An 18,284-nucleotide genomic window follows, 5' to 3' on the forward strand; every position below is an offset into this window, starting at 1 on the left:
CCGTCAGTCCCGGCTTTCCGGTGACGCGACGCGACCACCCGGCATCGCCGACGCGGCGACGAGCAGCAGGACGGCGCCGCCGACCACGGTCCAGAACACCACGTGCAGACCGTCGGCGAGGACGTCGGGCCGCGGATCGTCGCCCACGGTCGCGTTGACGATGGCCCCGCACACCGCGATTCCCACGGCACTGCCGATGTTGCGGGCGAAGGTATTGGTCGACGTCACCACACCGCGCTCGGCGTAGCCGACCGACGACTGTGCGGCGATCAGCGCTGGGCTCGCGACGAGTCCCATGCCGGTCCCGAGGACGAGGCACCCCGCGGCCACCTCCCAGACCGACGACGACTCCGACCAGCGCAGCGTGAGCACCGAGCCCACCGCGACGACGGACGCGCCGATCACCGACGTGCGACGGAACCCGATACGCAGGTACACGCGGCCCGACTGGGACGACATGGCCGGCCACGCGAGCATCAGCGGCGCGAGGGTGAACCCGCCCGCCAGCGCGCCGAGACCGAGGACGCCCTGAACGAGCGTCGGCACGTACGTGGTGATCACCAGGACGACGGACCCGATGACCGCCGCCACGGCGCTGGTGGCGAGCAGCACTCGCCGGGTCAGCACCCAGAGGGGCAGGACCGGGGACGGGGCCCGACGCTCGACGGCGACGAAGGCGGCGAGCATCACCACCCCGAGTCCGAAGACCGCCACGGACGTGCCCGAGGTCCACGCCCAGGACTGTCCGCCCTCGAGCAACCCGAGGACGATCGCGCCCGCGCCGACGGTGAGCAGCGCCGCGCCGGTGTAGTCGATACGGTGCGCGACGCGGGGCCGCGCGGTCTCGTCGAAGCGCCGAGCGAGGACCACGGCGGCGACGATGCAGAGCGGCACGTTGACGAAGAAGATCCACCGCCACGACAGGAACTCGGAGAAGAGCCCGCCGAGGCTCGGGCCGGCGAGCGAGGCCACGGCCCAGACGCTGGCGAGGTAGCCCTGGGCTTTCGCGCGTTCGCGAACGGTGTAGATGTCACCGGCGATGGTCTGCACCATCGGTTGCACGGCGCCGGCGCCGATTCCCTGAATGGCGCGGAACACGATCAGCGACGGCATGGACCACGCGAGACCGCACAGGATCGACCCGACGAGGAAGACACCGATTCCGAACAGCACGAGTCGTTTTCGGCCGAACAGGTCGGCGAGCTTGCCGTAGAGCGGGACGGTCACCGCCTGCGCGAGCAGATACACCGAGAACAGCCACGGAAACTGTCCGAAGCCGCCGAGTTCGCCGACGATCGTCAGGACCGACGTCGCGATGATCGTGGTGTCCAGAGCAACCAGGAAGTTGCAGAGCATCAGGGCGGCCAGGATCGGTCCACGCTCGGACCGGAATCCGACGTCGGCCGTTCCCGGTTCGCTCGCCACGAGTCGAGAGTGGCAGATGCCCTGGCCGCACTCCCGGCCGACCCGCGACTAGTGTCGGTCCTCGTGCGACCTTCACTGTCGAGTTATCCCCATCTGGCCGCCGGCAAGGTGCGCGAGCTGCACCGGATCGACGACGAGCACCTGCTGCTGATCGCGTCGGACCGCATCTCGGCCTACGACCACGTGCTCCCGACGTCGATTCCGGACAAGGGTCGGGTGCTCACGGCGATGAGCGTGTTCTTCTTCGATCTGTTGGGGGTGCCGAACCACCTGGCCGGTGGTCCGGACGACCCGCGCATTCCGGAGGAGGTCCTCGGCCGCGCACTGGTGGTGCGCTCGCTGGACATGGTGCCGGTGGAGTGTGTCGCCCGCGGGTATCTGACCGGCTCGGGACTGAGCGACTACCGCGCGACCGGCGCCGTCTGCGGTGTGCCGTTGCCCGACGGCCTGGTGGAGTCCAGTGCGCTGCCGGAACCGATCTTCACCCCCGCGGCGAAGGCGGCCCTCGGCGAGCACGACGAGAACGTCGACTTCGACACCGTCGTCGCCACCGTCGGAGCGGAGCGGGCGCACGCTCTCCGCACCGCGACCCTCGACATCTACCGCCGCGCGGCCGACCACGCGGAGTCGCGCGGAATCATTCTCGCGGACACCAAGTTCGAGTTCGGGGTCGACGCCACGGGGACCCTGATCCTGGCCGACGAGGTACTCACGCCGGACTCGTCGCGTTACTGGCCGCGCGAGGGCTACGCACCCGGCCGGACCCAGCCGAGCTTCGACAAGCAGATCGTCCGCGATTGGCTGACCGGCGAATCGGGCTGGGACAGAACGGGTGACGCGCCGCCGCCGCCACTGCCGGACGACGTCGTGCAGCGCACCCGCGCCCGGTACATCGAGGCCTACGAGACCGTCTCGGGCCTGTCCTTCGACGATTGGGTCCGACCGTGACATCCCTGCAGCCGCCGATCGCCGCCACGGTCCCGACCGAACGGCGCCACCACGGCGACGTCGTCGTCGACCCCTACGAGTGGCTGCGCGACAAGTCCGACCCGAAGGTGATCGCCTACCTCGAGGCGGAGAACGCCTACACCGATGCGCAGACCGCGCACCTGCAGCCGCTGCGAGACGCGGTGTTCGAGGAGATCAAGTCGCGGACCAAGGAGACGGATCTGTCCGTCCCGACCCGCCGCGGCGGGTGGTGGTACTACGGCCGCACGGCCGAGGGTCGCAGCTACGGCGTGCAGTGCCGGTGCCCGGTCGCCGCGCCGGACGACTGGAATCCGCCCGTGCTCGAGGTGGGCGTCGACATCCCCGGTGAGGAGATGGTGCTCGACAGCAACGTGCTCGCCGAGGGCCACGACTTCTTCTCCCTCGGGGCGTTCGCGCTCACCCGCGACGGGTCGCTCCTGGCCTACTCGGAGGACACGACGGGCGACGAGCGGTACACGCTGCGGATCAAGGACCTGCGCACCGGCGACCTGCTCCCCGACGTCATCGAGGGGGCGGCGCCCGGCGCGACGTGGTCGGGGGACCGCGAATTCCTCTTCTATCAGACCGTGGACGAGTCCTGGCGGCCCGACCGCGTCTGGCGCCACCGCGTCGGCACCCCGACGTCGGAGGACGTGGTGGTGTTCCACGAGCCCGACGAGGCGTTCTGGGTCTCGTTCGGCGCCACCCGCAGCGAGAAGTACCTGCTGATCTCGGTGGGTTCGAAGATCACCACCGAGATGCACTACCTCGAGGCGGACGACCCCAGTGGCGAGTTCCGAGTGATCCTGCCGCGTCGCACGGGTGTCGAGTACCACGTCGAGCACGCCGTCGTCGCCGGTGAGGACCGGTTCCTCATCCTGCACAACGACGAGGTGGACGGGGCCAAGGCGGACAACTTCGTCCTGGTCGACGCTCCGGTGAGCGATCCGACGTCGACGACGATGCTGGTGCCGCACCGCGACGACGTCCGGCTCGAGGACGTGGACGCCTTCGCCGAGCATCTCGTCCTGTCGTACCGCCGCGGTGCGGTGCCGCGCATGGCGCTGTGGCCGCTCGGTCCGGACGGCTACGGCGAGCCGGCCGAGCTCGAGTTCGACGAGGAACTGTTCTCGGTGGGCCTCGGCGCCAACCCCGAGTGGTCGGCTCCGCTGCTGCGCTTCGGCTACACCTCGTTCATCACGCCCTCGCAGGTGTACGACCTGAACCCCGCAACGGGCGAGCGCATCCTGCGCAAGTCGCAGCCGGTGCTCGGCGACTTCGACCCGACGCGCTACACGCAGAAGCGCGAGTGGGCGACGGCGGCGGACGGCACCCGGATCCCGTTGTCCGTCATCGCTCGTCGCGACGTGACGGGGCCGGCGCCGACCCTGCTCTACGGCTACGGCTCCTACGAGGCCAGCATGGATCCCGGATTCTCGGTCTCACGCCTGTCGCTGCTCGATCGCGGCATCGTCTTCGTCATCGCGCACGTGCGCGGCGGCGGCGAGATGGGTCGCCGGTGGTACGACGACGGCAAGATGCTGCGGAAGAAGAACACTTTCACCGACTTCGTGTCCGCCGCCCACCACCTCATCGACACGGGCGTCACGACGCCGACGCAGTTGGTGGCCGACGGCGGCAGCGCGGGCGGCCTGCTCATGGGCGCGGTGGCCAACATGGCGCCGGAGCTGTTCGCTGGGATTCTCGCCAATGTTCCGTTCGTGGATCCGCTCACGTCGATTCTCGATCCCTCCCTGCCGTTGACGGTGATCGAGTGGGACGAATGGGGTGACCCGCTGCACGACGCCGAGGTCTACCACTACATGAAGTCGTACTCGCCGTACGAGAACGTCGAGGCGAAGGACTACCCGGCCATCCTGGCCGTGACCTCGCTGAACGACACTCGCGTGCTGTACGTCGAGCCGGCCAAGTGGGTGGCGGCGCTGCGAGCGAAGAACACCGGCGGCGAGCCGATTCTGCTCAAGACGGAGATGAACGCGGGCCACGGCGGGGTCAGCGGGCGGTACGAGCAGTGGCGCGAGGTCGCGTTCGAGTACGCCTGGGTGATCTCCCGAACCGGGGCCGAGCAGGTTGCCGAGCGGGTACTCGACGAGTCAAACTGACTCCCGAGTAAGTTCCGATCGGGAGGGTGCTGCAGTGACACGAATCGACGTCGAGTTCCCTTCCGGCGACGATCGGTGCGCCGCCTGGCTCTACCGGCCGGAGGCAGCACCGGACGCGGTCGTCCCCATCGTGGTGCTGGCTCACGGCCTCGGTGGGGTGAAGGAGATGCGCCTCGACGCGTACGCGGAGCGGTTCACCGACGCCGGATACGCGTGCCTGGTGTTCGACTACCGCCACTTCGGCGCCAGCGGGGGCGAGCCGCGGCAACTCCTCGACATCGAGCGGCAACTCGCTGACTGGGCGGCGGCGGTGCGATACGCCCGTCGTCTGGACGGCGTCGACTCGTCCCGCGTGATTCTGTGGGGCTCGTCCTTCAGCGGCGGCCACGTCATCGAGGCGGCCGCTCGAGACGGACGCATCGCCGCCGTCGTCTCGCAGTGCCCGTTCACCGACGGGCTCGCCTCGGCCCTGGCCACACCGTTCGTCTCCACCCTGAAGATCGCCCCGTCCGTGGTGCGCGACGTGGTGGCCGCGGTGCGGAACGCCCCGCCGGTCCGGATCCCGCTCGCCGCCCCGCATCGCGGCAAGGCATTGATGGCCTCGGACGACGCGGACAGCGGCTACCGCGCGCTCCGGCCGGAGGGACTCGACTTCGACGACGCGGTCGCCGCACGCTTCGCCCTGCAGATCACGCGGTACTTCCCGGGCCGGTCGGCCAGGAAGCTCTCGTGCCCGGCTCTGTTCTGCGTGTGCGGCACCGACACCGTGGCTCCCTCGCGCGCCACCCTTCGACACGTGGCGAAGGCGCCGCGGGGCGAAGTGCTGCTCTACCCCTACGGCCACTTCGACATCTATCTCGGCGACGCGTTCGAGACGGTGATCGCGGACCAGCTCGCCTTCCTGCGTCGGGTCGTGCCCGTCTAACGCCAGCGGTAGCGCACCTGCGGGCGCCCCGCCCGGCCGTACTCGGTATGTCGGTCCACCAGACCGTCGTCGGCCAGGCGCTCGAGGTAGCGCCATGCGGTGACCCGCGAGACACCGACCGCCGCGGCGGCATCGGACGCACCCACACCGTCGGGGGTTGCGCGGACCGTGTTCGAGATCTCGGTCAGGGTCTGCGGGGCGATCCCCTTCGGTGTCGACGCCCGCTCGTCCGCGGTCCGCAGCGACGCCATCGCCCGATCGATGTCCCGCTGGCTGACGGCCGTCTCGCCGCCCTGGAGAGCGGAGCGGAACTCCCCGTAGCGCTCGAGCTTGTCCCGGAACGCGGCGAACGTGAAGGGCTTGAGCAGATAGAGCACGATGCCGTGGGCGACGGCCCGACGCACCACGGCGAGATCGCGCTCGGACGTGATGGCGATGACGTCGGGACCGGGCCGCAGGCCACCGAGGGCCGCGGCGACGTCGATTCCGCTCGCGTCGGGCAGCCCGATGTCCAGGAGAACCAGGTCGAACGGATCGCCGTCGGCGATGGCCGTCGTCGCGGCGCGCAGAGCGCCGGCGCCGGAGTGCGCCACCGCGCCCACGGTGAAGCCGGGTACGCGCCCGACGTAGCTCGAGTGAGCCTCCGCGATCAGGGGCTCGTCGTCGACCACCAGGACCTTGACGTCGCGACCGTCGCCGGCGCCGACCGTGCTGCCCTCGCTCACCGCAGCGATCCGAGCGGAATCGTGGCGGTCACGACGGATCCGGCGGAGGCGTCCGAGGACAGGGTGCCGCCGTGGCGGTGGATCACCTGGGAGACCAGAGCCAGGCCGAGGCCGCGGGATCCGGACTTGGTGGAGAAGCCGCGGGTGCGTGCCCGGGCCAGAGCGTCGGCGTCCATTCCGGGTCCGCTGTCGGCCACCTCCACCACCAGATCGGTGTCGGTCTCGCGCACACTCACCTCTACCCACGCCTCGTCGGATTGCTTGGCCGCGTCGATCGCATTGTCTATCAAGTTGCCGGCCAGAGTGACCAATTCCCGGCGTGCGACCACGTCGGTATCGGTGAGTGCCGTGTCCTCCGTGACCGTGAGTTCGACGCCCTGCTCCGCGGCCTGGCTGACCTTCCCGAGCAGCAGCGCCGCCACCGCCGGTTCCTGCACCGTGCTCATGAGACGGTCGATGAGGTTCTGCGACAACGCCAGTTCCTGGGTGGCGAACTCGACGGCCTGCTCGGTGCGGCCGAGCTCGACCATCGTGATCACCGTGTGCAGCCGGTTGGCGGACTCGTGTGCCTGCGATCGCAACGACTCGGCGAACGACGTCATCGAGTCGAGCTCGCCCAGCACGCGCTGCAGCTCGGTGTGGTCGCGGACGGTGGTCACCGTGCCCAGGCGCCGCGAGCCGCGGACCACCGGATTCTGATTGACGACGAGGACCCGGGTGGACGTCAGGTGCATCTCGTCGCGCACGGACGAGTCGCCCAGTCCGCGCAACGACTCCGGCAGGTCCTGGCGGGACACCGTGTCGCTCTCGAGGTCGAGGAGGCGCCGCGCCTCGTCGTTGACCACCTCGGCCTCGTCGCCGTCGCCCCACACCAACAGGCCTTCGCCGATGGAGTGCAGCACGGCGTCGTGATGGTCGTACATGCTGCGGAGTTCGTCCGGAGCGAGACCGAGCGTCTGACTCTTCAGTCGGCGGTTCAGAATCCAGGACGCCCCGACGGCGACGGCCAGTGCCGCTGCCACCACGGCGAGGACGACGGGGAGGCCGGCGACGAAGCGGTCCGAGATGCGGGCGCGGGTGACGCCCGCGGACACCAACCCGACCAGGGTGCCGCCGTCGTCCATCACGGGGGTGACCGCCCTGATCGACGGTCCCAACGATCCCTCGTACGACTCCGTGAACGTCTCGCCCGCCACCGCCCGGTCGATCGATCCGGTGAACTTGCCACCGATGAGTTCCGGGTTGGTATGCGTGAACCGCGTGCGGTCCGGTGCCATGACCACGATGAAGTCCACGGAGGTGGCGCGCCGGATCTCCTCGGTGACGGGTTGGAGGATCGCGGTCGGATCGGGGGACTCGATGGCGTCCGCCGTGGACGGGGACGTCGCGAGCGACTCGACGATCGCGGTCACCTCGTGACGGGTCGCCTCGTCGCTGAGCGCGCGCTCGTCGAGAACGACGGCGATGCCCCCGATCGCCACGAGCAACGTCACCACGGCGAGCTGGCCCAGGAACAATCTCCGGGCGACGCTGCGTGATCGACGCCGACGTCGGGCATTCGTGCTGGTCAAGACGCCCTCTCGGTGGGTCGTCGTTCATCGGTGGGGTTGTGTGCAACCCCGCGCAACGTGAACGTAATGAACAGATTCGTGACTGGGGTCACGCGGTGCACCACAGTTCTCTCCAGACCGCGTGACTCACCTCACGCCTCGATTCTAAGGACGAGAACATGACCACCACGCACGACGTCGAACCCACCTCGCCGACTCCACCGCCGAAGAAGAAGCGGGACAAGACCCACTGGCTCTACAGCGCCGTGATCGTCGCGGTCGTCGGTGGCATCGTCTTCGGACTCGTCGCACCGGACACCGCATCCGAGTTCGGCGTGCTCGGCACCATGTTCGTCTCGCTGATCAAGATGATGATCAGCCCCGTCATCTTCTGCACCATCGTGCTCGGCATCGGCTCGGTCAAGGCCGCCGCCAGCGTCGGCAAGGTCGGTGGCCTGGCCCTCGGCTACTTCATCGCGATGTCCACCTTCGCGCTCGCCATCGGCATGGTGGTCGGCAACCTGATCCAGCCCGGTAACGGTCTGAACATCGAGGCGAACAGCGCGGCGGTCGACAAGCTCGTCGGCCAGAACGAGGCCGCCGGCGGCACCATCGACTTCATCCAGAGCATCATCCCGACCTCGCTGCTGTCGTCGCTCACTGCGGGCAGCGTGCTGCAGACCCTCTTCGTGGCACTGCTCGTCGGCTTCGGTCTGCAGGCCATGGGCAAGCAGGGCGAGGGCATCCTCAAGGGCATCGGCTCGATCCAGAAGCTGGTCTTCCGCATCCTCGCCGGCATCCTGTGGCTCGCCCCGATCGGCGCGTTCGGTGCCATCGCCAAGGTGGTCGGTGACACCGGCATCGACGCGGTCATCCAGCTCGCCACCCTGATGCTGGCCTTCTACCTGACCTGCACCATCTTCGTCTTCGGCATCCTCGGCACGATCCTGCGCTTCGTCTCCGGCGTCTCGATCTTCAAGCTCTGCAAGTACCTGGGCCGTGAGTACCTGCTCATCGTCGCCACCTCGTCCTCCGAGTCCGCTCTGCCCCGCCTCATCGCCAAGATGGAGCACGTCGGTGTCGAGCGCCAGACCGTTGGCGTCGTCGTCCCCACCGGCTACTCGTTCAATCTCGACGGCACCGCGATCTACCTCACGATGGCCTCGATCTTCATCGCCGACGCGATGGGCAACCCGCTCTCCATCGGCGAGCAGGTCTCGCTGCTGCTCTTCATGATCATCGCCTCGAAGGGTGCAGCCGGTGTCTCCGGCGCCGGCCTCGCCACCCTGGCCGGCGGCCTGCAGAGCCACCGCCCCGAGCTGCTCGACGGCATCGGCCTGATCGTCGGTATCGACCGGTTCATGTCCGAGGCTCGCGCCGTCACCAACTTCTCCGGCAACGCCGTCGCCACCATGCTGGTGGGCACCTGGACCAAGACCATCGACAACGGTCGGGTCAAGGACGTGCTCGACGGCAAGCTTCCGTTCGACGAGACCACGATGGTCGACGACGGGCACGGCGAGGCTCGCGATCCGGAGAGCAAGCCGGACCTGGTCAAGAGCTAGGTCCACCTCCCGGCCACGAGCCGGGAACGCACCGAACCACGGCGGGTGCACTCTCGATCAGAGGGTGCACCCGCCGTTTCCACGTGCGCGTACCGCCACCCGCGGTCGTCAGAACGGGGGCGGTTCGTAGTCCGCCGCCTCGGCCGGGGTTGCCGGGAGTCCGAGGTTGCGGAGGCGGTTGCGGTTGCGTTCCTGTCGTCGGCGGGCGTGTTTCTGCTCGGTGCGTGGGGCGGGTCGGGTGCGTTCGGTGAGGCCCGGTCTCGGTGGTCGCGGCGTTGACGTGTCGGGTAAGTCGCCGAAGACGATCGTGTCGAGGCCGGGGTGGACGTCGTGGCCGGTGAACGCGGGGCCGAGGACGGTGCGTCCGTCGGGGATGGTGATGGTGCGGATCAATCGACTGGGGTCGGTGGGGTCGGGGTACTGGTCGTCGACGAAGTCCCCGAACGTCTTCAGTAGGTGGTGGAATCGGCATTTGGCGCCGAGTCCGGTCGCGTCGGTGCGCCCGCCCCGTTCGGGGTGGGTGTGGTCGTATTCGGTGATGTGGTCGAGGTCTGCCTCCCAGGCGGGTCGGTTGCAGCCGGGCCAGGTGCAGAACTGATCCCGCGCCCGCACGTACGCATCGAGTGCCGCCGAGGGGCGGTACGGGTTCGAGGGTTGCGTCGCCGGGAGTGGGGTGTCGGAGCCGTCACCGAGTGGGCGGATGACGGTGCGGGGGTCGGTTGCGAGGTCGCGGACGTGGGCGCCGGAGATGATGCCGATGCCGGCGAGGAATCCGACACCGTCGACGGTGTCGAGACCGATGGGCTCGTCGCATCCGTGCGGGCCCTCCGAGGACTCGTCGACCACCGGCGACTCGGTGGAGGTTGGGTCCGCGGCGGCGTCGGCCAGTGTCGCGGTGCCGGTGCAATCCGGTGTCACCGCCTCTGCTGCAACCACTTCCGTCACAAGAGGGTCCGACACCACGGAATCCGGCGTGGACGGTTCCGGCGCCACCGATTCGGCCGTGACCGCATTCGCGGCGGGTTCGGGTTGAACCTCGGCGTCGCCCTCGGGCGGGGCCGCAGGGGTGGGTTCGGTGTTCGGTCGGGGCAGGTGCTGTGGCGACCTGCAGACCCGGTCGGACTCCGGCGCGGGGACGGGGCCGGTGAGGGTGGTGGTGTCGGTGACCAGGTGGATCACGATCCGCGGCGCCGTCGCCGCGAACCTGCCGACGTCGATGTTCTTGTAGCGGCAGTCGGTGATCGGGCGGTCGCAGTCGCAGCCGAATTCGGTCTGGGTGAGCAACGCGTAGTGCGCATCGGAGGCCCGCGCGGCCTTCGACCGGGTGTCCTTGGGGCACACCTGCGCCGCGAGGCGGTGGACCGCGGCGGCGGCGAGGGCGGTGTCCTCGGCGGGCCGGGTGTCCGTCGTCGTGGCCATCCCGTCCCGCCCGGTCTCGACGGTGAACTCCCGGTTCCGCTTCGCAGCCTCCCGGCGTGCACGGACGGCGTCGGGGTCGCGGCGGTGCACCATCGTGTCGACCATGATCTCCATTCGCGCCGGCGACCACGACCCGGGCTTACGCAGAGCACGAGCGATGTCGGCGTCGACGAGGGCGGCGTAGCACTGCCCCTCGATGAGTTCGGTGCGGGAGACGATGGTGCGGATGTGGTGCGGGGTGACGATTCCGTCGCGTAGGCACTGCGCGACCAGGGGTAGCCGGTCGCGGAGGGCGACGGCGTCGGTGAGCAGGGTGCGGGCGGCGAACGGGGTGATCGACATCGTCGTCGCGATCGTGGCGGCGCAGCGGGTGAACGCGTCGAGTTCGCGGCGGTCCTCGTCCTCGAACGGTTCCACCAGTTCGGCGTGCATGGCGGCGGCGAGCTGATATTCGAACCACTTCAGGTACGCCACCCCGGCAGCCGCGTGCACCAAGGCGTCCAGAGCCCGGGCAGAGGGGAGGTCGGTAGTGACAGGTAGACCGAGGGCGGTGTGATCGAGCGAAGCCCACGGCGTCGCCGCCGTGCTCGCCGCACCTGTCCCCACCTGCACACCAGTCATGTCGCCGACCCCCCAGTCGCTCGTATGTTCGAGTGTACCGGCACCCACCGACAGACTCCATGACACGCACGCACGAATCTGCGGCCGGTCACGGCCCGCGGCACCACCCGGTCGTCCCGGGGGTTACTCATCGGTACTGTGACCGCATGACAGAACTGCAGAACATCGGCATCACCACCCTGGGTGGGGCGCCGACGTCGCTCGACGAGTACAGCGGCCGAGCGGTGCTCGTGGTCAACGTGGCATCGAAGTGCGGCCTGACGCCGCAGTACACCGCCCTCGAGAAGCTGGCCAAGGACTACTCGGATCGCGGTCTCTCCGTGGTGGGATTCCCGTGCAATCAGTTCGGCGGCCAGGAGCCGGGCACGGCCGAGGAGATCGAGACCTTCTGCTCGACCACCTACGGCGTCACCTTCCCGTTGATGGAGAAGATCGACGTCAACGGGGAGAACCGGCACCCGATCTACGAGCAGCTGGTGCAGACGCCGGACGCCGACGGTGAGGCCGGCGACGTCCAGTGGAACTTCGAGAAGTTCCTGGTCTCGCCGGAGGGCGAAGTCGTGGCCCGCTTCCGGCCTCGCACCGAGCCGGACGCTCCCGAGGTGCTGGCCGCGATCGACAAGGTGCTCCCGGTCCCCACGCTCTGACCGGCGTTCGTCGAGAGTTCACGCGTGAGACGAACCGTCGTACACCTCGGTGTGCGACGGTTTTCTCATGACCGCACGTCTGATCGTGTCCGTCTCCGGAATCCGTGACGAGACCCGCGACGCCGCCGCCGAGTTCGCCGCCGAGATGGACCGTCGGAACCTGTCCCTCTCGCTGCTCGTGGCGCCGCGCCTCAAGGACAAGTACCGGCTGACCCGCGACCCCGAGACGCAGGACTGGCTCCGGGCCCGACGCGAGCACGGCGACGCGATCGTGCTGCACGGATACGACCAGGCGGCGACCAAGCGTCGTCGCGCCGAGTTCGCCGCCCTCCCCGCCCACGAGGCGGGTCTCCGCCTCCGCGCTGCCGATCGCGTCATGGAGGAGATCGGCCTGCGCACCCGCGCCTTCGCCCCGCCGCGATGGGTCGCCTCGCCCGGGGCGATCTCCGCACTCCCGGCGGTCGGGTTCCGCCTCTACGCGGGCCTGACCGGCATCTCCGACCTCGACCGCGGCACCGTGGTGCGCAGTCGCGTGTTCGGCATCGGGGAGGGGTTCGGCGCCGGTTCCGGCGGCTACGTGTGGGAGCCGGGGACGTCCGAGCCGTGGTGGTGCCGCGCCCTCGTGATGGGTGCGGGCCGGGTCGCGCGTCGTGGCGGCGTGGTGCGACTGTCCGTCAGCGCCAAGCAGCTCGGCCGGCCGGGACCGCGGACCGCGATGCTCGACGCCGTGGATCTCGCGTGCTTCCACGGCGCCGAATCCGCTCGCTACGAATGGATCTCGCGGTCCCGGTCGTCGGCCGCCTGATCGCGGACCGCCGCGGGGATCACCGCCGCACGGCCACGAGGATCTCGTCGTCCACGTGATGCGCACCCGCTCCGGCGGGCGGCGCGGGACGGGGCCGGGTCTCGTCGACCCGGATGTCCCACTCGGCCGGATCGAGCACGGCGCCCACTTCACTGGGTGACCAGAAGTCCATCGGGTCGAATCCGGCCCACGAATGGCCCTGTACGCGAGCGTGACTCACCATCAGCAGCGTGCCGCCCGGCGCGACGGTCGCGGCCAACCGGCGCACCGCGTCGTCCCCGTCTGAGCGCAGGATGCCGAAGTAGTGCATCGTCACCAGGTCGAACGACGCCTCCGGCAGCGGGTCGTGCACCAGGTCCCGCGTCTCCCAGGTGACGGAATCGTCCAGTGCGCGTGCTCGTTCCACCGCCACCGCCGAGATGTCCACTCCCGTCGTCTCCCAGCCTTGCCGGGCCAGCCACACGGCGTCGGCACCCTCGCCGCAGCCGACGTCGAGAGCTCGGCCGGGGGTCAGCGATGCGGCCACCAGCGTCAACGGCGGGTTCGGGTTTCCGCTCCAGCGTCGGTCCGACTCACGGTAGAGCGCGTCCCAGAACGCCCCGTCGAGCGTCGGCCTCGCGCCGTGGCGAGCGACCGCGGCGTCCGTCTCCTCCATCACGAGCTCGAGATTGGTCTGCGCACCGACGAACGCGCCCTGCGCGGTCGCGGCGATCACGGTGGCCGACGGATCGGACACGTTGCCCGCCACGCGCACTCCGGGGACGGACGTGGCGCCCGTCGGATCCGCCTCGATCACCTCGCCGAGTCCCATCGCATGCGGAACCGGGTGCAGTCCGAGCGACGCGAGCAACTCGCCCCGCGCGCTGAAGCGCAGGCCCACGGCGAGGGCGTCGTCGGTGGTCTCGACCGCGGTCACCGGCGTCGTGACGATGTCGACGCCGCGCGCGCCGAGTCGAGTGCGCTCGTCCTCGGTCGGCTCGGTGCCGTCGGTGAGGTAGACCAGGCGATCGGTCCACTGTCGCCAGAGGGTGGCGTGGTGCAGGCTCATCGGCGACGTCCGGAGGACGGCGATCCGACGGTCCCGTACCTCCCAGCCGTCGCAGTACGGGCACTGGACGACGTCCCGACCCCACCGTTCGGCCAGGCCGGTCACGTCGGGCAGGTGGTCGGTGAGTCCGGTGGTGACGATCACCCGCCGGGCGGAGATCGTCGTGCCGTCGTCGGTGGTGGCGGTGAAGTGGCCGACGTGCCCACCGAGCGCGGTGACGGTGGCGTCGACGACGCGGACGTCGTACCGGTCCAGATCGGCCCGCCCGTGCTTCAGGTAGTCGAGGGGTGAGGTGTGGTCCCGGCCGAGCACGCCGTGCATGTGCGAGGCGGGCGCGTTGCGCGGGGTGCCGTTGTCGAGGACGACGACGCGGCGTCGGGCACGGCCGAGCATGAGGGCTGCGCTCAGGCCCGCGGCGCCGCCGCCGATCACCAGAACGTCGACGGTGGAGTGGGTGTGTGCGGTCATGGCAGCCACTGTGACCGTGAATCCCGGATTTGACAAACATCTTTGCCGAAACTGCAATAGAGGTCATGAACGACGGCGCAGACGACGTGGACACCGTGCTCTCCGCGATCGGTCCGCGGCTGCGAGCGTTGCGACGCAAGGCCGATGTGACCCTGACCGTCGTCGCGGAGCGCACCGGCATTCCGGTGAGCACGCTCTCCCGCCTCGAGTCGGGGCAGCGCAAGCCCAGCCTGGAACTGCTGCTGCCCCTGGCGAAGGTCTACGAGGTGCCGCTCGACGACATCGTCGAGGCCCCCGAGACCGGGGACCCGCGGGTGCACCTGAAGCCGGAGAAGCGCCACAACGGGATGATCGTGGTCCCGCTGACCCGCCGGCCGGGTGGTCTGCAGGCGTTCAAGACGATCGTGCCGGCCGGGCCGCCCGTCGCCGAACCGACGCTCCATTCCCACGAGGGCTACCACTGGCTGTACATCCTCAGCGGGCGCCTGCGCATGATCCTCGGCGATCGGGACTTCGAGTTGACGCCGGGGGAGGTGGCCGAGTTCGACACCCACCTGCCGCACTGGTTCGGCTCCGCGGACGACCGGCCCGTGGAATACCTCGGCATCTTCGGGCCCCAGGGCGAGCGAATGCATCTGACCGCCCAGTACCCGCCGCGATGACGTTCTACGCTGGGTGACATGACACGTGACGCCGACGTCGTGGTGGTGGGAGCCGGACTCGCGGGGCTGGTGGCCACCGCGGAACTGGTGGCCGCCGGCAAGCGGGTGATCCTGGTGGACCAGGAGAACGAGGCGAACCTGGGCGGCCAGGCGTTCTGGTCCTTCGGCGGGCTCTTCCTGGTCGACAGCCCCGAGCAACGACGCCTCGGCATCAAGGATTCCTACGATCTGGCCCTGCAGGACTGGATGGGCGCGGCGACGTTCGATCGCCCGGAGGATCACTGGCCACGGCAATGGGCAGAGGCCTACGTCGCGTTCGCGGCGGGGGAGAAGCGCAGCTGGCTGCGGGAGCGGGGCTGGAAGGTCTTCCCGCTGGTCGGGTGGGCCGAGCGCGGCGGTTACGGGGCGACGGGCCACGGCAACTCCGTCCCGCGTTTCCACCTGACCTGGGGCACCGGACCGGGCCTGGTCGAGGTCTTCGAGCGCATCGTGCGCGAGGGCGTCGAGCGCGGCTCCGTGACGTTCGCGTTCCGGCATCGCGTCGACGAGGTCGTGGTCACCGACGGCGCCGCGACGGGTGTCCGTGGGGCGGTCCTGGAGCCGACGACGGTCGCGCGTGGAGTGTCGTCGTCACGGACCGTGGTGCGCGACTTCGAGATCCGGGCCGACGCCGTCCTGGTCACCTCCGGCGGCATCGGGGGGAACTGGGAGCTGGTGAAGAAGAACTGGCCGACGCGCATGGGTCGGGTGCCGCGGCACATGCTCTCCGGTGTCCCCGCGCACGTCGACGGTCGCATGCTCGAGATCACCGGGCGTGCAGGCGGTCACGTGATCAACGAGGATCGCATGTGGCACTACACCGAGGGCATCACCAACTTCGATTCCGTCTGGCCGAACCACGGCATCCGCATTCTGCCGGGCCCGTCCTCCCTGTGGCTCGACGCGACCGGACACCAGCTGCCCGCGCCGCTCTTCCCCGGATTCGACACGCTCGGCACGCTCGAACACATCGTCTCGACCGACCACGACTACACCTGGTTCGTGCTGGACCAGAAGATCATCGAGAAGGAGTTCGGGCTCTCGGGGCAGGAGCAGAACCCCGATCTCACCGGCCGCGACGTGCGCAAGCTTCTCGAACGGGTGCGACCCGGCGCCCCGGGTCCGGTGGAGGCGTTCAAGACGCGCGGCGAGGACTTCGTGGTGGCCGAGTCCGTCGCCGAACTCGTCGCCGGGATGAACAAGATCGGCGACGTCGAGCTCGATCCCGCAGCGATCGAAGCCCTCCTCGTGGCCCGAGATCGGGAGATGGACAACGACTTCGGCAAGGATCTGTCCGTCTCGGCCATCCACGCCGCGCGCAAGTACCGCGGCGACCGGGTGGCCCGCATCGCCTCGCCGCACAAGATGCTCGATCCCGCGAACGGACCTCTGATCGCCGTCAAACTCCACCTGCTGACCCGAAAGTCGTTGGGCGGTCTCGAGACCAACCTCGACTCGCAGGTCCTGCGCGCGGATGGATCGGTGTTCCCGGGGCTCTACGCGGCCGGTGAGGTGGCAGGGTTCGGCGGCGGCGGCGTGCACGGATACCGCTCCCTCGAGGGGACGTTCCTCGGAGGCTGCATCTTCTCGGGCCGCGCCGCCGGCCGCGCCCTCTCCCGCTAGATGGTGACGCCGGATTCCTCGTCGACGGTGCGGAATTCGGTCTTCTCGGGGGACAACTGGTCGTAGAGGCCGTACCAGAAACCGCGGGCCTCGGCGGAGACGACGGCCTGGTGGATGGGGAACGCCACGCGCGGCGCGACGGCGCGCAGGAAGTCCACGCCCTCGCTGAGTTTCATCCAGGGTGCGGCGGCGGGCAGTGCCAGCGCCTCGACGGCGGTGTCGGGCACGAACAGCGAGTCGCCGGGGTGGTAGAGCTGCCCCGGACGCTCGGCCGACCCGAGCAGGAACGCGATGTTGTCGATCAGCGGGACGTCGGGGTGGATGGTGGCGTGGGTGCCGCCCGCGCCGGTGATCCGCAGGTCGCCCACGGACAGGACGTCGCCCGCGTGCACGGCGGTCCAGCCCTCACCGAGCTGCTCCGCCGTCTGCGGGTCGGCGTACCGGGCGGCGCCCGGGTTCGCCTCGAGCAGCGCCGGCAGCCGGTCGGTGTCCACGTGGTCCGCGTGCTGGTGGGTGATGAGGATGGCGTCCAGCCCGGTGATCCCCTCGAACCCGTGCGAGAACGCGCCGGGGTCGAACAACACGGTGGATCCCTCGAGGGAGACCTGGATGCACGAATGTCCGAAGTGAGTCAGCTCCATCACCCGAGTATGCGCCGGGTCGGGCGCGGCGTACCGCGGACGCGAGGTGGAGTGCGCGGCGGTTAAACTTGCCTGCACGCTCACCCCCGATGTTCAGGAGCACCCACCGTGGCCCGTGTCGTAGTCGACGTCATGCCCAAAGCGGAAATTCTCGACCCCCAGGGGCAGGCCATCGTCGGGGCGCTGCCGCGTCTCGGCTTCGCCGGCGTCTCCGACGTCCGCCAGGGCAAGCGGTTCGAGCTCGAGGTGGGGGACGACGTGGACGACGCCACGCTCGAGTCCATCGCCGAGACGTTCCTGGCCAACACGGTCATCGAGGAGTGGAAGGTGACCCGGCTGTGACCGCGGCGACGGGCGCACGCATCGGCGTCATCACGTTCCCCGGCACGCTCGACGACATCGACGCCGCGCGGGCGGTGACCCTCGCCGGTGGCGAGGCCGTCGCCCTGTGGCACGGGCACGCCGACCTGAAGGGCGTCGACGCCGTCGTCGTGCCCGGTGGTTTCTCGTACGGCGACTATCTGCGCGCCGGTGCCATCGCCCGGTTCGCGCCCGTCATGACCGCGGTGGTCGACGCCGCCCGGGGCGGGCTGCCCGTGCTCGGCATCTGCAACGGGTTCCAGGTTCTGTGCGAGGCCGGGTTGCTGCCCGGTGCCCTGACACGAAACGCCAACCTGCACTTCACCTGTCGCGACCAGTGGCTGACGGTCGAGAACACCGCCACCGCATGGTCGTCGCGGTACGAGGCGGGCGCCGAGATCCTGGTGCCGCTCAAGTCCGGGGAGGGCCGCTTCCAGGCGTCGCAGGCCGTGCTCGACGAGCTCGAGGGTGAAGGCCGCGTGGTATTCCGGTACGCCGGCGACAATCCCAACGGTTCCCAGCGCGCCATCGCCGGCATCGCCTCGGAGAACGGCCGCGTCGTCGGCCTCATGCCGCACCCGGAGCACGCCACCGAGGCCCTCACGGGCCCCAGTGACGATGGGCTCGGGATCTTCTACTCCGCGCTCGACGCGGTGGTGTCGGCCTGAG

General features: G+C 69.7%; 16 protein-coding genes. 10 read left to right on the forward strand and 6 right to left on the reverse strand.

The features are described 5' to 3' along the window. Positions 1 to 3: 3 nt before the first annotated feature. Entirely contained in the window at positions 4 to 1,425 is a 1,422-nt protein-coding gene (locus RC2_RS02160) for an MDR family MFS transporter (RefSeq protein ID WP_068147966.1), read from the reverse strand. A gap of 63 nt (positions 1,426 to 1,488) precedes the next feature. Between RC2_RS02160 and RC2_RS02165 the strand changes: the two genes are divergently transcribed. The 3 genes from RC2_RS02165 to RC2_RS02175 are packed head-to-tail and all read left to right on the forward strand — an operon-like array spanning position 1,489 to position 5,442. Beyond that, positions 1,489 to 2,373, forward strand: coding sequence for a phosphoribosylaminoimidazolesuccinocarboxamide synthase (locus RC2_RS02165; RefSeq protein WP_068148331.1), 885 nt, complete (start codon positions 1,489 to 1,491; stop codon positions 2,371 to 2,373). Then, positions 2,370 to 4,517, forward strand: coding sequence for a S9 family peptidase (locus RC2_RS02170; RefSeq protein WP_068147965.1), 2,148 nt, complete (start codon positions 2,370 to 2,372; stop codon positions 4,515 to 4,517). Before RC2_RS02165 ends, RC2_RS02170 begins: the two co-directional genes overlap by 4 nt. 34 nt (positions 4,518 to 4,551) lie before the next feature. Next, on the forward strand, positions 4,552 to 5,442 hold the full coding sequence (locus RC2_RS02175) for an alpha/beta hydrolase (RefSeq protein WP_068147961.1): 891 nt from the start codon (positions 4,552 to 4,554) through the stop codon (positions 5,440 to 5,442). Here the strand turns inward: RC2_RS02175 and RC2_RS02180 are convergent. Then, entirely contained in the window at positions 5,439 to 6,167 is a 729-nt protein-coding gene (locus tag RC2_RS02180) for a response regulator (protein ID WP_068147958.1), read from the reverse strand. The genes RC2_RS02175 and RC2_RS02180 overlap by 4 nt on opposite strands. Continuing rightward, the gene (locus RC2_RS02185; protein ID WP_068147955.1) at positions 6,164 to 7,738 is read right to left on the reverse strand and encodes a sensor histidine kinase; all 1,575 of its coding nucleotides are present in this window, start codon (positions 7,736 to 7,738) and stop codon (positions 6,164 to 6,166) included. The genes RC2_RS02180 and RC2_RS02185 overlap by 4 nt, the downstream gene beginning before the upstream one ends. Positions 7,739 to 7,896: 158 nt before the next feature. On the opposite strand from RC2_RS02185, the gene RC2_RS02190 reads away from it, so the two are divergent. Continuing rightward, positions 7,897 to 9,282, forward strand: coding sequence for a cation:dicarboxylate symporter family transporter (locus tag RC2_RS02190; protein WP_068147952.1), 1,386 nt, complete (start codon positions 7,897 to 7,899; stop codon positions 9,280 to 9,282). 108 nt (positions 9,283 to 9,390) lie between these two features. Here RC2_RS02190 and RC2_RS02195 read toward each other — a convergent pair whose 3' ends face one another. Beyond that, positions 9,391 to 11,322, reverse strand: coding sequence for an HNH endonuclease signature motif containing protein (locus tag RC2_RS02195; RefSeq protein WP_083529650.1), 1,932 nt, complete (start codon positions 11,320 to 11,322; stop codon positions 9,391 to 9,393). Between the two features lie 146 nt (positions 11,323 to 11,468). On the opposite strand from RC2_RS02195, the gene RC2_RS02200 reads away from it, so the two are divergent. Together RC2_RS02200 and RC2_RS02205 are read left to right on the forward strand one after the other, a co-directional pair. Continuing rightward, positions 11,469 to 11,969, forward strand: coding sequence for a glutathione peroxidase (locus RC2_RS02200; RefSeq protein WP_068151720.1), 501 nt, complete (start codon positions 11,469 to 11,471; stop codon positions 11,967 to 11,969). 67 nt (positions 11,970 to 12,036) lie between these two features. Then, complete coding sequence (locus tag RC2_RS02205; RefSeq protein ID WP_068151718.1) at positions 12,037 to 12,774, forward strand: DUF2334 domain-containing protein; 738 nt, start codon at positions 12,037 to 12,039, stop codon at positions 12,772 to 12,774. 19 nt (positions 12,775 to 12,793) lie between these two features. Here the strand turns inward: RC2_RS02205 and RC2_RS02210 are convergent, their stop codons facing one another. Then, entirely contained in the window at positions 12,794 to 14,290 is a 1,497-nt protein-coding gene (locus RC2_RS02210) for a methyltransferase domain-containing protein (protein ID WP_068151715.1), read from the reverse strand. 65 nt (positions 14,291 to 14,355) lie between these two features. On the opposite strand from RC2_RS02210, the gene RC2_RS02215 reads away from it, so the two are divergent. Then, positions 14,356 to 14,952, forward strand: coding sequence for a helix-turn-helix domain-containing protein (locus RC2_RS02215; RefSeq protein ID WP_068151712.1), 597 nt, complete (start codon positions 14,356 to 14,358; stop codon positions 14,950 to 14,952). An 18-nt stretch (positions 14,953 to 14,970) separates the two neighbouring features. After that, complete coding sequence (locus RC2_RS02220) at positions 14,971 to 16,614, forward strand: FAD-binding dehydrogenase (protein WP_068151710.1); 1,644 nt, start codon at positions 14,971 to 14,973, stop codon at positions 16,612 to 16,614. Here the strand turns inward: RC2_RS02220 and RC2_RS02225 are convergent. Then, positions 16,611 to 17,255 carry an MBL fold metallo-hydrolase gene (locus RC2_RS02225; protein WP_068151707.1) on the reverse strand — a complete coding sequence of 215 codons (645 nt, stop codon included), beginning with the start codon at positions 17,253 to 17,255 and terminating at the stop codon, positions 16,611 to 16,613. The genes RC2_RS02220 and RC2_RS02225 overlap by 4 nt on opposite strands. A 108-nt stretch (positions 17,256 to 17,363) precedes the next feature. Between RC2_RS02225 and purS the strand changes: the two genes are divergently transcribed. Continuing rightward, positions 17,364 to 17,597 (forward strand): phosphoribosylformylglycinamidine synthase subunit PurS, encoded by a 234-nt coding sequence (purS, locus tag RC2_RS02230; protein ID WP_068151702.1) that lies wholly within the window; start codon positions 17,364 to 17,366, stop codon positions 17,595 to 17,597. Continuing rightward, entirely contained in the window at positions 17,594 to 18,283 is a 690-nt protein-coding gene (gene purQ / locus RC2_RS02235) for a phosphoribosylformylglycinamidine synthase subunit PurQ (RefSeq protein ID WP_068151700.1), read from the forward strand. The genes purS and purQ overlap by 4 nt, the downstream gene beginning before the upstream one ends. Position 18,284: the final 1 nt, after the last annotated feature.

Source organism: Rhodococcoides corynebacterioides NBRC 14404 (genome assembly GCF_001894765.1).
GTDB lineage: Bacteria > Actinomycetota > Actinomycetes > Mycobacteriales > Mycobacteriaceae > Rhodococcoides > Rhodococcoides corynebacterioides.

Excerpts from the sequence above, each read along its gene's own strand:
- RC2_RS02195 (WP_083529650.1), bottom strand. The coding sequence starts at position 11,322 with ATGACTGGTGTGCAGGTGGGGACAGGTGCGGCGAGCACGGCGGCGACG.
- RC2_RS02205 (WP_068151718.1), top strand. The coding sequence starts at position 12,037 with ATGACCGCACGTCTGATCGTGTCCGTCTCCGGAATCCGTGACGAGACC.
- RC2_RS02220 (WP_068151710.1), top strand. The coding sequence starts at position 14,971 with ATGACACGTGACGCCGACGTCGTGGTGGTGGGAGCCGGACTCGCGGGG.
- RC2_RS02200 (WP_068151720.1), top strand. The coding sequence starts at position 11,469 with ATGACAGAACTGCAGAACATCGGCATCACCACCCTGGGTGGGGCGCCG.
- RC2_RS02210 (WP_068151715.1), bottom strand. The coding sequence starts at position 14,290 with ATGACCGCACACACCCACTCCACCGTCGACGTTCTGGTGATCGGCGGC.
- RC2_RS02190 (WP_068147952.1), top strand. The coding sequence starts at position 7,897 with ATGACCACCACGCACGACGTCGAACCCACCTCGCCGACTCCACCGCCG.
- RC2_RS02215 (WP_068151712.1), top strand. The coding sequence starts at position 14,356 with ATGAACGACGGCGCAGACGACGTGGACACCGTGCTCTCCGCGATCGGT.
- RC2_RS02225 (WP_068151707.1), bottom strand. The coding sequence starts at position 17,255 with ATGGAGCTGACTCACTTCGGACATTCGTGCATCCAGGTCTCCCTCGAG.